A 14,058-nucleotide genomic window follows, 5' to 3' on the forward strand; every position below is an offset into this window, starting at 1 on the left:
TTTGAATTACATCGAACACGGCGACAACCGAATCAATGGCAATTGGCGATCGCATAAATAAAAGGATGCAGATTCAGAGAAGTCTGTGATCCAGTTTTTACAGAATGACTTTTTCAGCAAGCCCTAATTACTCAAACCAATCTTTATTTTCACAGAACCGAGATTGCTCAAATAAGCTCAACAACCTGATCTACACTCAAAACAACCTGGTAAATAATTGCTCATAATGTTCCTTAGATCGTATGAGACCTCAATGTGAAGCTCCATCGCTTCCTAGCACTATCGAGCTATGGAACCGCGATCGCAAAAGCATTTATTCGTGTATGCTTTGTCATCAGAGTAAATCAAATTGTTCCGCATGTACGATGATGCCTGTCGCTTTCTTGCTGAAAACTTTTCCACCGATTTTGCAAGTTGGCTCCTGGGAGAACCTATCGCTCTAACCGAAATTCAGCCATCCGAACTATCGCTTGATCCGATTCGAGCGGATGCCCTGATATTGCTGGAATCAGATAACGCGATTCTGCATCTGGAATTCCAAACTCGTCCCGATCCAGACATTCCCTTTCGGATGTTTGACTATCGCGGACGAAGCTATAGACGCGATCGTACAAAATCCATGCACCAAGTCGTCATTTATCTGAAACAGACAGCATCTGAGCTGGTTCATCAAACTGGCTTTGTTTTGGAACGGACTCGTCATGAATTTGATGTTGTTCGGCTTTGGGAGCAACCGAATGATCTCTTTTTGCAGTATCCCGGTTTGATTCCTTTTGCCACTTTGGGTCGAACAGAAAATCCAGAAGCGACTTTAAGACAGGCAGCCGAGGCGATTAATCAAATTCCTGATGCTGCAACTCAAGCAAACCTAGTGGCTACTTCAGCGATTCTCGCCGGGTTAAAATTGAGAGATGACATTATTCATCGTGTTTTACGGAGAGACATTATGCAAGAATCCTCTGTTTATCGCTCAATCTTGGCAGAAGGGGAAGAGAAAAAACAGCGAGAAATCGCCATCAATTTTTTGAGAGAAGGTTTGCCGATCGAGATTGTTGCTCGTGGAACAGGTTTATCGATCGTGGAAGTTCAACAACTTCAACAACAGATTAACGAGTCCACAAGCTAATTGCTACGGAACCGCGATCGCAATAATTCCATTCTCCGGTAGATACTCTCGATAGCGTCCCCCATCCGAAAACACCACTATCAATTGCAGCAAGTAATCTGGCTCCACCTTCAGATCCGCCCAAGGCATAGCAATCTCAATACATCGATCGACTCCAACTAGAGCGCGACTAGCTCTCGATTGCCATCTGAAATACTCACCTGCTTCTTGAAGCCAAATCGTTTGAGTGAGCAAGTTCATGCCCAAATGGTGATGAAAATGATAGTTCAGCGGAGCTTGATTGGGAACATCAATCAACGGAATTGGACTATTGTTCATCGGTTGGTTGGCGTAGTACCAGAATAGATTTAGTTCTGGTGGAATTTCTTTGCCTAGTTGCACTCCAGTTTGTAAGTCTAAGCGCAAATAGAAATTAATGTGATCGACACCGTACCAAAGCCGCTGAATGGGATTACTTTGGTGCATGGTTCCACGAGCACCACCAATCTCGATGCGTCCAGCTTTATCCCAATCTTGCTCATTGCCTCGACCCTCGATCGTAGGATGGATAAATCCTTGAGGCGCACAATTACCACGCGCTTCGTGAACTTCCACAGGTTGGCGAACATTTTCGGGAACGGGTTCATTTAGCGATCGATACAATGCCGCAATATGCTCCCGAAATAGTTGATCGAACATCGCATCCTGATTCGAGGAATGTCCCTCACCAAACCACCAGAACCAGTCTGATCCTTCTGCTGCGTACAATGCTTCCCAAGCTTCGGGATTGTTCTCTTCAGTCGCTTCAGGATGGTTTGCTAAGGTTTGTCGTGCTGCGGTGAGTAAATCCCAAGCTCGATTTTTTGCTGGATCACCAATCCAAGTGGTAAAGCTACCATCAACCCAAGAGCCACTATGAAGCTGATTTGCGGGAATGGTTTCAGTGGGTGGATGTTGTTCGATGAATTCTGAAACTGTTACTAACTTGATATCAGAGTGATCACTCAATGTTTGATACAGCAATTCTAGGAATGGTTTACCGTCTTGTGGGTAAAACTCCCAACAGTTCTCACCATCTAATGCGATCGTAACGAGCCAAGGTTGATCATTTTTCGGTTTTAGAGATCGAGCAATTGCTTCCAAATGTCCAACCAAATCAGTAACAGCTTTTTTCGGCTCCATTGCACTGTAAGTAAAGCCGATCAGATCTGATAAACGATGATCACGGAATACGATCGCTAAATCTCCCGCAGGTGTTTCCAATCGATACGGGCGATAGAGCTTTTCTGGGTCGTACACATTCCCCGTTTCATCCCGGTGGAAAAAGTACTTCAGCGACCAGCCTAAAACTGCCTCATCCGAACACAGCCAATTAAATCCCTGTTTCGCGACATACGGCAAAATCTCAGGACTGACTGATTGTTCCGAGGGCCACAATCCACGCGGCGATCGACCAAATCGCTCTTCGTACATCTGCCAAGCTTTATTCAAATGCCGGGGAATATCTTCAGCAAATTGAAACCGCGATTGAGGCAAGGTCATATTCGGAACTGCGACTCGTCCCGCATTTGTATCTGCTAACAATGGCAAAATCGGGTGAGTGTAAGGTGTCGTTGTCACCTCAAGCTGTCCGGTTTCCTGCATTTTGCGGTGTTGGGGAATGATCCGACTGAGAATTTCTCGATGTTTGGCGATGATGCGTTGTCGATCGCTTAACGTAAATCCTTTCCCGCGCTCCAACCAAGCCGCAATCTCTGGATCATCCCAAAACAGCGGATCAATCCAAGCGAGATTATGCCAAGCCAGCAGATCGCTAAAATCCTGAGTACTCCAATTTTCTAAACACCAGCCACGTCCCCGATCTTGCCGCTGTCCGTAGAGTTCTGCATATCGTTGATGCGGCTCGATTAAAGTGTGAGCATTCGCATCAAAGAAATGTTCGACGATGAACTCTTTTAATGGTCGATCGATGTTCTCATCCGGTGTCACGGTCGCTGTCAAATACGGATCAAGTGCCGTTCCTGCAACATAATCCTCGATCTGCATGATCAGCGACGGAACTAAATTCACGGTCTGATGCAGCTTCGGATATCGCTCTAGAAGCAACACCAAATCGAGGTAATCTTTTGTTCCGTGAAGACGTACCCACGGTAAACGATATTGCCCTTCAGACGGCGAATAATAGTTTGCATCGCCCCGACTCTTATAAAGCGGTTGATGCTGATGCCAGATAAATGCAACGTGGAGCGGGTACGGCATAAAAAAAGAGAGGTGAGGAGACTTTTAATAGTCTAGACCCTCACCTCCCCCTCAATTTGAGGAATTTTTTACAGAACTTGTTCCACTTCTGCGATTTCTGGAATCATCTCGCGCAAACGACGTTCGATCCCCATTCTCAGGGTCATGGTCGAACTCGGACAGCTACCACACGCACCCTGAAGGCGCAGTTTCACGATCGGTCCATCCAATTCCACCAGTTCCACATTCCCACCATCCGAAATCAGGTACGGACGCAGTTCATCGAGAACGGTTTCGACATTTTCGGGTGTGAGTGTCAGAGACATAAATTCACCTTCTAACAGCTTGATAGTTTTATCCTAACTCTGAACGATCCAAAATTCAGTGCGGGAGTTTGCACTTGATTGATCGCATTACACGCCTTCGAGCAATTGAATGTTTGAAAACAAAAATTCGCTCTTGTGTTCGCCCGTCGTAATCGTGCGGCTGGTGAGGATGTAATAGCCGCCAATTTCTTCATACAGGTCTTCAAATTCACTTCTCGAACCTTTCACAGCTCCCGTCTTCGGATCGCTGTAGAGTGAATCATATCGATGCGACAAATAGCCATTTCCAGTGTCATGACTGCTAAAAGTATTAATCGTCACAACTACGCCATGAATATGACGATGCACAAGGCTCACTTCGTTGTTGCGAACTTTATATCGATCGCCTTTCGACTTGCCTTCGACAAAAATCTCGACTCCGCCATCGGGATCAGTTTCACCCAGGCTAAAAATATTCTCGCCGTGAGTCGCTTCAAAGGCTCGACGCACTCGGTGAACGGCAATTTCCCAAACTTGCCCATGAATTGCCTTTTTGCCTTCTCCGTCTTCAATGTCGCTCACATCAAAGGTGAAATCTGCATTGATGCGGCATTTTGCAGTGTAGGTCTTGCCGTCTTCGCGATAGGTCACATCGGCGGTATAGCCCGGAAACTTCTCGTCCCAGGTGTACCGATTTTCGTAGGCAGCCCGAAACAAGGCGCGAGCATCAGTTTGCACTGTTGTGGTCATAGCGTCTCCAACATAGTCACTTTCTCTAGTTTAAAGAATTTGATGCGAAGTCGTGCGATCGATCTATTTCTCAGGGTGAATGGAAAGTATGAGAACGAATTTAGAAGCAATTTTAATTGAGCGATTAAATATCGCTCCTTCTGAAATTCAATCTTTCTGCCAACGCTGGCAAATCACCGAACTGTCACTGTTCGGCTCAGTTCTGCGCGAAGATTTCCACCCCGACCGAAGCGATGTCGATGTTTTGATCACATTTGCCCCGCAAGCTCGTCAAGGATTGTCAGAGATGCTTCAAATCAAAGAAGAATTAGAACAACTTTTTCAGCGGAAAGTAGATTGCATCGTGAAAGAGTCGATCGAACAAAGGCAAAACTGGATCAGAAAGCGCAATATTCTCGATTCTGCACAGGTGATTTATGCCAGCTAATCGAGATCAAAAATCCGTTTTAAACATTTTCCTAATCTGCTGCAATCATGACAGGCTCTTGATAGAGTGGCACTGTAAATGTAACCGTCGATCCAAGTCCTTCACCCATGCTATAGAAGTTGACATCGCCGCCCATTGCTTCCACCAGCTTTTGAGAGATTGCCAATCCTAGCCCTGTTCCGCCGTACTGTCGAGTCATCGAGCCATCAACTTGGCTAAATGATTGAAATAGCTTGTCTTGTTTATCGAGTGAGACTCCGATTCCGGTATCTGCAACTCGAATTTTGACCAGTCCTGGAAGTTCTTCGTCTTGAACGACAAGCCGCTTTTTAATCACTTCTGCGCTGACAGTGATGCCGCCTTCATTGGTGAATTTGATCGCATTACCCATTAGGTTTAGAAGCACTTGAAGCAATCGCTGATAGTTACCAAACACGACAATTTCATCATGTGTTTGTGGCAACTGAACTTCAAAGCTGAGATTCTTTTGGCGAATCTGAGTTCGAGTCATTGTTTCAACTTGATCTAATAGCTCTTGTAAGCTCACTGGATTGCATTCAATTTGCATCTTTCCAGCTTCGATCTTGGCAATGTCTAGAACATCGTTGATGATGTCGAGGAGGTGCATCGCCGATCGATGAGCCTCCTCGATAAATTCCCGCTGTTCTATAGGATCTTCCGCCATTCCGTCCAGAATCAGCTTCAAAAAGCCAATCATTCCATTCAGCGGTGTGCGTAACTCGTGGGAGGTATTCGCCAAAAATTCACTCTTGAGCCGAGAGGCTTCTTCCGCTTGATGTCGTGCTTCTTCTAGCTCACGATGTTTCAGCATCAAGTTATCGTTCGCTCTTTGAAGTTCGATCAGCAACGCAGCATGAGCGATCGACGTTCCAATCTGATCCGCCAATTCTTTAACAAAATCCAGTTCTGCTTGAGTCCAAACGCGATCGCGATCGCACTGATCCAAAATAATCACGCCATTGGGCTGATCCTGATAATGCGTCGCGACCAACAATCGAGTTTGAGGAATATCACCCGATGGAGCCGGATCAATCTCTTCGGGAGCCTGTTTTACCGCTCGAATCGGCTTCAGAGTTGCCAAAGCCTTTTGCAGCAAAGGATCGCTTTGAAGCTCAAACACTTCTCCTTTCAGCGATCCCAGACAATCTTGGCGAAATTCCGCAACGGCTTCAATACTCGATCGCTTCGGATCATAGGGACAAATCACACAGCGACTCACCTCTAGTGCTGATCCCAATCCCTCGACTGTCACTTGCCAAATCGTTGAAAGTTCTAGATTCTGTCGCGCATTCCAAACGATCTGGGTTAGAAGTTGCTGATAGCAATCGAGATCATTTTCCCGCGACAATTCCACCACTTGTAACGGCGATCGCGCTTCGTCTAATTCGTTCGCCTGTTCTCCAGTGACCACCACGATCGCAGCGGTTCCATTTGGCAGAATTACTGGACTCATGACCAGATCAAACAAAATAGTCCGATCGCCATATTCAAACAGACAGCGAAACTGTTCAGGCGTTTGAGACGATAACACCCGCTTCAACCGTTCCAAATACGCCGCAGGAGAAACCGGAGCAAACCCAGCTTCCATCGGTTTTCCAATCCACTGCCGAGCATCTAAATCGCTGATTTCGCGCCAGTGGAACGCAAGCAAAACTCCCGTCGCGTCTTGGGTCATCATCAATTCCGCGATCGATGCGATCGCAGGAGTCGAATCAGCAGGCACGGACGAGTCAATCGAGTAAGACGGATCGGACAGAGAGCTAGAAAGATTCACAGAAGTGACCATTTGACCAGGTGAACGCAGACGAAACAAAAGTCACGCAAAGAGCCACAGGAAACTATCACAGCAACAATTATTAATCATTCCACTCGCCTCTGGGGGGCAAAGGCGGGTTTCTGGGTAACGTTCGAGCATTGTCCTCATCACGGTAAAGTTCGCTTCTCAACCATTGCCTGAGCGCGACTTCAACCACTTTGCTCGGATCATTCGTCAAATGTTGGATTTGCTCCAACAGATCAGAATCGATCTGAATCGAAAGCTCGGATTTATGTCGATCGGGCATTTGAAGTTTGGGGTCGTTCATGTTGTCGATCAATCTTCAGATTGAAGATTGGCTGAATTAAACAAAGGCATCGAAAGCCGAAAATCACCCGCGCTTTGAGGAATCTCGTCTATAAATTATGGATGTACCGTTTTTTACACAGATTCAACAAAGTTTTAACATTTTTTCACAAGTGCGGCTGAGAAAAATTGGGAGCAGAAACTAATCCGAAACAAATTTCGGACATTTCTTTTTCTTAGCGTCTCAAACTCTCGAACTCCGTGAAGAAAGGATTAAAATATCTTAAGTGTTCTCTTTTGAATTTGGCTCCACAAAGAGTGAGATTCTTTAGAAATGCCTTCCTCTGCCGCCACCCCTACTGAAGTTCTATGACTGACGTACCCGTCAACCGTATCCGAAATTTTTCCATCATTGCTCACATCGACCACGGCAAGTCTACGCTGGCTGACCGTTTGCTCCAAGAAACGGGAACCGTGACTGCACGGGAAATGAAAGAACAGTTCCTAGACAATATGGATCTGGAACGGGAGCGCGGGATCACGATTAAGCTCCAAGCCGCCCGAATGAATTACACCGCTAAAGACGGGCAGCAATACGTTTTGAATTTGATCGACACTCCCGGACACGTCGATTTCTCGTATGAAGTGTCTCGATCGCTGGCTGCGTGTGAAGGTGCGCTCCTCGTTGTCGATGCCTCTCAAGGTGTAGAAGCGCAAACCCTCGCAAATGTCTATCTCGCACTGGAACACGATTTAGAAATTATTCCGGTGTTGAATAAAATCGACTTGCCGGGAGCAGAACCCGATCGCGTGAAACAAGAAATCGAAGAAGTGATCGGACTGGATTGCTCTGGCGCGATTATGGCATCCGCGAAAGAAGGGATCGGAGTGCCGGATATTTTAGAAGCGATCGTACAAAAAGTTCCACCCCCCAAAGACACGACCCAAGAGCCGCTAAGAGCGCTAATTTTCGATAGCTATTACGATGCTTATCGAGGTGTGATCGTCTATTTCCGCGTGATGGATGGTCAAGTGAAGAAAGGCGATAAAGTCTATCTAATGGCTTCCGGCAAGGAATATCAGATCGATGAGTTGGGCGTTCTCTCACCGACTCAAGTTCAAGTCGATTCGCTCCACGCTGGAGAAGTAGGATATTTTGCCGCATCAATCAAAGCGGTTGAAGATGCGCGAGTCGGTGACACAATCACGCTTTCGGCAAAGAAAGCTGCTGAACCATTACCGGGTTACATCGAAGCGAAACCAATGGTTTTCTGCGGAATGTTCCCCACCGATGCCGATCAATTCCCCGAACTGCGTGAAGCATTGGACAAACTGAAATTAAACGATGCTGCATTAAATTTCGAGCCAGAAACATCGAGCGCAATGGGGTTTGGTTTCCGGTGTGGCTTCCTCGGCTTGCTGCACATGGAAATCGTCCAAGAACGGCTAGAGCGCGAGTACAACCTCGATTTAATTATTACTGCGCCTTCAGTCGTTTATCGAGTGACAACGATCAAAGGCGACATTCTGCTCATCGACAATCCAGGTAAACTTCCCTCTCCACAAGAGCGCGAAAGGATTGAAGAGCCTTACGTTCAAGTGGACATCATTACGCCCGAAACGTATGTAGGGACGCTGATGGAACTCTGCCAGAACCGTCGTGGAGTCTTCAAAGATATGAAGTACCTCACACCCGGACGAACCACGCTGATTTATGAATTGCCCCTAGCAGAAGTTGTGACAGATTTCTTTGATCAAATGAAGTCTCGATCGCGCGGTTACGCCAGTATGGAATATCAACTCATTGGCTACCGCGAAAATGCTCTCGTGAAGTTGGATGTCTTGATCAATGGCGATCCCGTCGATTCACTGGCTACGATCGTTCACCGTGATAAAGCATACGGAGTGGGTCGCGCTCTCACAGAGAAATTACGTGAATTGATCCCTCGTCACCAGTTTAAAATTCCGATTCAAGCCGCGATCGGTAGCAAAGTCATCGCCAGCGAACACATTCCCGCCCTTCGCAAAGATGTCTTGGCAAAATGCTACGGTGGCGACATTTCTCGGAAGAAGAAACTGCTGCAAAAGCAAGCCAAAGGGAAAAAACGGATGAAAGCGATCGGAACCGTCGATGTCCCACAAGAGGCATTTATGGCAGTCCTCCGCCTCTCCAACGAGCAAGGCTAAATCTTTCATCATTCGTTGTAGATTGCTCCTACCCAAAAAGTAGGGGCAATTTTCATGCGCCGTTGAAGATTCGATGAACTCCGTAGGACGAAATACCGGAGCCGTAACGATTCTGTTATGGTTCTACTGGTGAAAAAGCTCGCATGGCGTAGGCTTCTTGCCCCACTCCCTGTCCGGATCGTCATCGTGCCGCCTGTTAATTTAATGGGTACACTTCTGGCAAGCAGGGACTTGATCACTCTGTCACTCCTACCCCTTGCTCGTTTGCAACTTAAGCGGATTTTGAACTTATGCGAATTCTTGTCACTGGTGGTGCAGGCTTCATCGGCTCCCACTTGATCGATCGACTGATGACTACAGGTCACGAAGTTATCTGTCTCGATAACTTTTATACCGGGCACAAGCGCAACATCCAGCACTGGATGGGCAACCCGAATTTTGAACTGATTCGCCACGACATCACCGAACCGATTCGACTCGAAGTAGACCAAATTTATCATCTAGCTTGTCCCGCCTCGCCCGTCCATTACCAATACAATCCCGTCAAAACCGTCAAAATCAATGTGATGGGAACGATGAATATGTTGGGACTCGCGAAGCGCGTCAAAGCAAGATTCTTGCTGGCTTCGACCTCCGAAGTGTACGGCGATCCCGAAGTGCATCCCCAGTCAGAAGAATATCGTGGCAACGTTAACCCGATCGGAATTCGCAGTTGTTACGACGAAGGCAAACGAGTCGCTGAAACCCTCGCCTTCGACTACCACCGCCAAAACGATGTCGATATCCGCGTCGCCCGTATTTTTAACACCTACGGACCCCGAATGCTCGAAAACGATGGACGAGTCGTGAGCAATTTCGTCGTCCAAGCCCTCAAAGGTCACGCTCTAACCGTATACGGTGATGGATCTCAAACCCGTAGCTTCTGCTATGTTTCTGATCTAGTCGATGGATTGTACCGCCTGATGAACGGTGATTTTATCGGTCCCGTAAACTTGGGCAACCCTGGCGAGTACACCATTCTGCAACTCGCTCAAGCCGTTCAAGAAATGGTGAATCCTTCTGCCTCAGTGAAATTTGAACCGCTGCCCCAAGATGATCCCCGCCGTCGCAAACCCGACATTACCCGCGCTCAAACTCACCTCGGTTGGCAGCCCACGATTCCGCTTAAAGAAGGTTTAGAGCGCACGATCGCTGATTTCCGCAGCCGTCTCGAAGCTCCTGAAGCCCAACCTCAGTCCATTGCGACACACTAAGCGACCCGTTCGGGAATGCTAACGAAAAACTATCGAGACAATATATCGTTTGTTTGAGGAGTAATAACTATGCGCGTTTGCGTCATCGGAACGGGTTACGTCGGTTTGGTTACGGGTGCTTGTCTGTCTCACATCGGACATCATGTTATCTGCGTCGATAACAATGAGGCGAAAGTCAAATTGATGCAGTCGGGACAATCGCCGATTTTTGAACCAGGCTTGTCTGAGATCATGAAATCTTCGATCGAGTCGGGGCGCTTAGAGTTTACGACCGATATTGCAGCAGGTGTTGATCACGGTCAAATCCTGTTCATTGCAGTTGGAACGCCTGCTTTACCGAATGGAGAAAGCGATACTCGCTATGTAGAAGCGGTAGCACGTGGCATTGGCGCGAATCTCAAGAGCGGCTACAAAGTCATTGTGAACAAGTCTACTGTGCCGATCGGCTCTGGAGACTGGGTGAGAATGCTTGTTCTGGATGGATTGGCAGAGCGTCAACGCGCAGAAGCGCAACCTGTTCTTGCAGGAGTTGGCGGCAGCGAAGAAATCAAAGCCAGTGCCTTGACAGGTGAATATGATTTCGATGTCGTCAGTAATCCAGAATTCTTGCGTGAAGGTTCGGCAGTGTATGACACCTTCAACCCCGATCGCATCGTTGTCGGCAGTAACAACAGCGATCGACCGATCAAACTGATGCAAGAACTCTACACCCCGATTGTTGAGCGTCAATTCGCTGAAAACAAATCTGCACCTCCTGTTCCTGTGGTTGTGACAGACTTGAGTTCGGCTGAGATGATCAAATATGCCGCAAACGCATTTTTGGCAACGAAAATCAGCTTTATCAACGAAGTCGCCAATATTTGCGATCGTGTCGGTGCAGATGTCATGCAAGTTGCGAAAGGAATTGGTCTTGATTCCCGGATTGGCAGCAAGTTCTTGAGTGCAGGTCTTGGCTGGGGGGGGTCTTGCTTCCCGAAAGATGTCTCTGCATTGATTCACACCGCTGATGATTATGGCTACGAAACTCAGTTGCTCAAAGCAGCGGTGAGCGTGAACGAACGTCAGCGCTTGATTGTTGTTGAGAAACTTCAACAAGCGTTGAAAATTCTGAAAGGAAAAACGATCGGGCTTTTGGGACTGACTTTCAAACCAGATACCGATGATTTACGCGATGCGCCCGCGCTGAATGTGATTGAAAACCTGACTCGTCTGGGTGCAAAAGTGAAGGCTTATGACCCCATCATTTCCCAAAGCGGAATGCGCGATGGCATCTCAGATGTGATCGTCGAGACTGATGCAGAGCGCTTAGCCGATGGGTGCGATGCTCTGGTTCTCGTCACAGAATGGGCACAGTTTCTCAATCTCGACTACATCAAGATGGCGAAGTTGATGAATACTCCGATCCTGATCGATGGTCGGAACTTCCTCAATCAACCTGTCTTAGAAGAAGCAGGCTTCCGCTATATCGGTATCGGTCGCTAATTTCTAAACCATCAAGTAAAGAGACGCAATTCAATGCGTCTCTTTTTTAGTGGCTACATCCTCGCAAGCTCCGCTCTAAGTCTGCCGTCAGTTGTTTCGCTCCTTGCTTTGGATGCTCTGAGCTAAAATCTGCTGCATTCAACGGCATGTGGATACGAATCTTCACCGCAGACCGCCAGGGAACCATCGGCTTGCTGTACTGAATCGAAATCGGCACAATTTGAACATTCAGATTTGGCTGACTCGCTTCGGCTTGAAGCGCTAATCTTGCCAACCCAGGTTTGAGAGGAGCAGGTTGGCGAAAGATATTACCCTCAGGGAAAATAACCAGGGCTTCGCTGTGTTGCAGCAGGTCGATACTGTGTCGAAGAGCCGCGATCGTAGGCTGACGTGTATTGATTGGGAATCCACCCAATCGCCGAATAAACCAGCCTTGAATGCCTTTGACTTCATCGATCGTCACCATAAAGCGCAAGACTCGACCTGTGACATCTTGCCCCACTGCATACGGAACCATTAGCGCATCCCAGCGAGAGCGATGTGTTGCCGCAATAATCACGGGACCCGTTGTGGGAAAGTGTTCGCGACCGGAGATTTCAATGCGGCGGAAATAGACAGGCAGGACGAGATATCGTGCCAACGGGTAAACGACCGAAGCCAGCCAAGGTAAACAGCGCGATCGTACAGATTGAGAAGGAAGATTCGGGTGTTCCACAAGGGAAGAGGCAGAGGATGAAACAGGTTGCTCTTCTAGCGTAATCGGTGTTTCACGCGAAGGGGCAGGGGGGCGAGTGAGAACGCCATTAGATTTTGAGGTTTTCGGCGATAGCATGAAATCGATCAGCGGCATGACACAGTAAGGACGAAAGCCTTCTAAGGTGGGTAGATGTTCGTTACCTTCCATTTACGGTAGTGGGTTTTGTCGATCGTGCGTCTCTGCCGAGGGACAGTTCTAGGGGTGTCTAATGCTGATTTCTTTTGCTTCATGGTTAAGTTTGTTTGTTGTAGTGAAATTGAACTCGTGAAATTGAACCAATGTGTTGACACATCGAGTTTTATCCGTTACATTAGTAAATGTCAAACGCACCAGACAAAGCGCAAGATGAAATGCGCCCCCATCGTCTAGAGGCCTAGGACACCTCCCTTTCACGGAGGCGACAGGGATTCGAATTCCCTTGGGGGTATTTCAAACTTAGATAGGGTAAGGCTTTCAGCCTCGCCCTATTTTTTCGTTCATCCCGGAGAATTCGGCAGCGGTGGATTTTGGTGATTCATGAGACTGCGATCGTAGGCACTTTGTAGAACCTTGCGATCAATCCAGCGGTGATAGATTCGCTCATGCACTTGATAGCCATGTCCCATCATGCGGGCTGCGACTTGATAATCCAGTCCATATTCAAGGGTGCGAATCGCCCATCGGTGGCGTAAGTCCATTAATCGGAAGGGGAAGCCAAAGTCACGGAAATAATGACTCGCTGATCGTCCGATCGCGCTATTGGGTCGATCGAGTTGGATCGGTGGAAGGTGAATTGAACTGAGATGAAAGGCTTCAAACCATTCGGGGTGATATGCCCAAACTTGGCGATATCCGGTTTTGGTGTTTTTCTGCACCTGGATGATTGAATCTCCAGCGCGAAGAACCTCCAAATCGAGGCGGAATGCTTCATGCGGACGCAATCCGTAGGTTGCGAGAATGCCAAATACCCACTTCCAACCGGGGTTAGAAAGCTTTTCCCAATATTCAACGATCGTTGAATCGGTTGGAATCGTGCGCGGGTCCACCGAATCGGGTGAATAGTTCCCGGCGTAGCGAGTGGGGTCGTATTTGATTCGCGCAAATTCCGCCATTTGTCGCGTCACTATGCAGGCGCGTTTTCGCGTCTTTGTGTTCGGCTCATTACCGATCACGAGGTCATGCAGCAATTTGGAGGTGAGAGTGCGTTCCATCGGCAGTCGTTTCAAAATCTTCCAGTATAGGACTTACGCAGGTGTTGGGCGACAATCATATTGACCAAATGACGATTACGTAGTCCAGCATCGAGATCAAGTTTTAGACCAAGATCGGGATCAAGAATGAGATTGATTTGAGACTAGAATAAAGATTGAGAAACTCTACTTCGATTGAGATAAGACGAACTGATTGAAATCAAGAGAGTGATCAGTAAAGTGAAATCGAAGCAGTGATGTTGTTGTGCAAGGTCAAAACACAAAAGAAAAGACACTAGGAT

The 14,058-nt window shown here is 47.5% G+C and carries 12 protein-coding genes and 1 tRNA gene; 6 read left to right on the forward strand and 7 right to left on the reverse strand.

Annotated features, from left to right (window positions below):
- Positions 1-358: 358 nt before the first annotated feature.
- Positions 359-1,126, forward strand: coding sequence for an Rpn family recombination-promoting nuclease/putative transposase (locus tag ACQ4M5_RS40990; RefSeq protein WP_430681557.1), 768 nt, complete (start codon positions 359-361; stop codon positions 1,124-1,126).
- A 3-nt stretch (positions 1,127-1,129) separates the two neighbouring features.
- Here ACQ4M5_RS40990 and ACQ4M5_RS40995 read toward each other — a convergent pair whose 3' ends face one another.
- From ACQ4M5_RS40995 to ACQ4M5_RS41005, 3 genes are all read right to left on the reverse strand, one after another.
- On the reverse strand, positions 1,130-3,364 hold the full coding sequence (locus tag ACQ4M5_RS40995) for a glycoside hydrolase (RefSeq protein ID WP_430681558.1): 2,235 nt from the start codon (positions 3,362-3,364) through the stop codon (positions 1,130-1,132).
- 68 nt (positions 3,365-3,432) lie between these two features.
- Positions 3,433-3,669 (reverse strand): NifU family protein, encoded by a 237-nt coding sequence (locus ACQ4M5_RS41000; protein WP_190377154.1) that lies wholly within the window; start codon positions 3,667-3,669, stop codon positions 3,433-3,435.
- A gap of 87 nt (positions 3,670-3,756) precedes the next feature.
- Complete coding sequence (locus ACQ4M5_RS41005; RefSeq protein ID WP_430681559.1) at positions 3,757-4,398, reverse strand: DUF3386 domain-containing protein; 642 nt, start codon at positions 4,396-4,398, stop codon at positions 3,757-3,759.
- Positions 4,399-4,486: 88 nt separating this feature from the next.
- Here ACQ4M5_RS41005 and ACQ4M5_RS41010 point away from each other — a divergent pair, with 88 nt between their 5' ends.
- A complete protein-coding gene (locus tag ACQ4M5_RS41010) occupies positions 4,487-4,825 on the forward strand; it encodes a nucleotidyltransferase family protein (RefSeq protein ID WP_430681560.1) in 339 nt (112 codons plus the stop codon).
- Between the two features lie 31 nt (positions 4,826-4,856).
- Here the strand turns inward: ACQ4M5_RS41010 and ACQ4M5_RS41015 are convergent, their stop codons facing one another.
- A complete protein-coding gene (locus tag ACQ4M5_RS41015) occupies positions 4,857-6,632 on the reverse strand; it encodes a sensor histidine kinase (RefSeq protein ID WP_430681561.1) in 1,776 nt (591 codons plus the stop codon).
- A gap of 70 nt (positions 6,633-6,702) precedes the next feature.
- Positions 6,703-6,930 carry a hypothetical protein gene (locus ACQ4M5_RS41020; RefSeq protein ID WP_430681562.1) on the reverse strand — a complete coding sequence of 76 codons (228 nt, stop codon included), beginning with the start codon at positions 6,928-6,930 and terminating at the stop codon, positions 6,703-6,705.
- A gap of 347 nt (positions 6,931-7,277) precedes the next feature.
- On the opposite strand from ACQ4M5_RS41020, the gene lepA reads away from it, so the two are divergent.
- From lepA to ACQ4M5_RS41035, 3 genes are all read left to right on the forward strand, one after another.
- Positions 7,278-9,095, forward strand: coding sequence for a translation elongation factor 4 (gene lepA, locus ACQ4M5_RS41025; protein WP_430681563.1), 1,818 nt, complete (start codon positions 7,278-7,280; stop codon positions 9,093-9,095).
- 290 nt (positions 9,096-9,385) lie between these two features.
- On the forward strand, positions 9,386-10,348 hold the full coding sequence (locus ACQ4M5_RS41030) for a UDP-glucuronic acid decarboxylase family protein (protein WP_430681564.1): 963 nt from the start codon (positions 9,386-9,388) through the stop codon (positions 10,346-10,348).
- A gap of 69 nt (positions 10,349-10,417) precedes the next feature.
- Entirely contained in the window at positions 10,418-11,830 is a 1,413-nt protein-coding gene (locus ACQ4M5_RS41035; protein ID WP_430681565.1) for a UDP-glucose dehydrogenase family protein, read from the forward strand.
- Positions 11,831-11,876: 46 nt separating this feature from the next.
- On the opposite strand, the gene ACQ4M5_RS41040 is transcribed toward ACQ4M5_RS41035, so the two are convergent.
- On the reverse strand, positions 11,877-12,734 hold the full coding sequence (locus ACQ4M5_RS41040; protein WP_430681566.1) for a lysophospholipid acyltransferase family protein: 858 nt from the start codon (positions 12,732-12,734) through the stop codon (positions 11,877-11,879).
- Positions 12,735-12,941: 207 nt separating this feature from the next.
- On the opposite strand from ACQ4M5_RS41040, the gene ACQ4M5_RS41045 reads away from it, so the two are divergent.
- Positions 12,942-13,014 (forward strand) — tRNA-Glu (locus tag ACQ4M5_RS41045).
- A 49-nt stretch (positions 13,015-13,063) separates the two neighbouring features.
- On the opposite strand, the gene ACQ4M5_RS41050 is transcribed toward ACQ4M5_RS41045, so the two are convergent.
- Positions 13,064-13,777: a hypothetical protein gene (locus ACQ4M5_RS41050; protein ID WP_430681567.1), complete on the reverse strand. Its 714-nt coding sequence runs from the start codon at positions 13,775-13,777 to the stop codon at positions 13,064-13,066.
- Positions 13,778-14,058: the final 281 nt, after the last annotated feature.

It is taken from the genome of Leptolyngbya sp. AN10 (genome assembly GCF_050565645.1).
Classification (GTDB): Bacteria; Cyanobacteriota; Cyanobacteriia; order Leptolyngbyales; family Leptolyngbyaceae; genus Leptolyngbya.

Bases quoted from the DNA above. Each gene is read 5' to 3' on its own strand.
- ACQ4M5_RS40990 (WP_430681557.1), top strand. From the start codon at position 359: ATGTACGATGATGCCTGTCGCTTTCTTGCTGAAAACTTTTCCACCGAT.
- ACQ4M5_RS40995 (WP_430681558.1), bottom strand. From the start codon at position 3,364: ATGCCGTACCCGCTCCACGTTGCATTTATCTGGCATCAGCATCAACCG.
- ACQ4M5_RS41000 (WP_190377154.1), bottom strand. From the start codon at position 3,669: ATGTCTCTGACACTCACACCCGAAAATGTCGAAACCGTTCTCGATGAA.
- ACQ4M5_RS41005 (WP_430681559.1), bottom strand. From the start codon at position 4,398: ATGACCACAACAGTGCAAACTGATGCTCGCGCCTTGTTTCGGGCTGCC.
- ACQ4M5_RS41010 (WP_430681560.1), top strand. From the start codon at position 4,487: ATGAGAACGAATTTAGAAGCAATTTTAATTGAGCGATTAAATATCGCT.
- ACQ4M5_RS41015 (WP_430681561.1), bottom strand. From the start codon at position 6,632: ATGGTCACTTCTGTGAATCTTTCTAGCTCTCTGTCCGATCCGTCTTAC.
- ACQ4M5_RS41020 (WP_430681562.1), bottom strand. From the start codon at position 6,930: ATGAACGACCCCAAACTTCAAATGCCCGATCGACATAAATCCGAGCTT.
- lepA (WP_430681563.1), top strand. From the start codon at position 7,278: ATGACTGACGTACCCGTCAACCGTATCCGAAATTTTTCCATCATTGCT.
- ACQ4M5_RS41030 (WP_430681564.1), top strand. From the start codon at position 9,386: ATGCGAATTCTTGTCACTGGTGGTGCAGGCTTCATCGGCTCCCACTTG.
- ACQ4M5_RS41035 (WP_430681565.1), top strand. From the start codon at position 10,418: ATGCGCGTTTGCGTCATCGGAACGGGTTACGTCGGTTTGGTTACGGGT.
- ACQ4M5_RS41040 (WP_430681566.1), bottom strand. From the start codon at position 12,734: ATGGAAGGTAACGAACATCTACCCACCTTAGAAGGCTTTCGTCCTTAC.
- ACQ4M5_RS41050 (WP_430681567.1), bottom strand. From the start codon at position 13,777: ATGGAACGCACTCTCACCTCCAAATTGCTGCATGACCTCGTGATCGGT.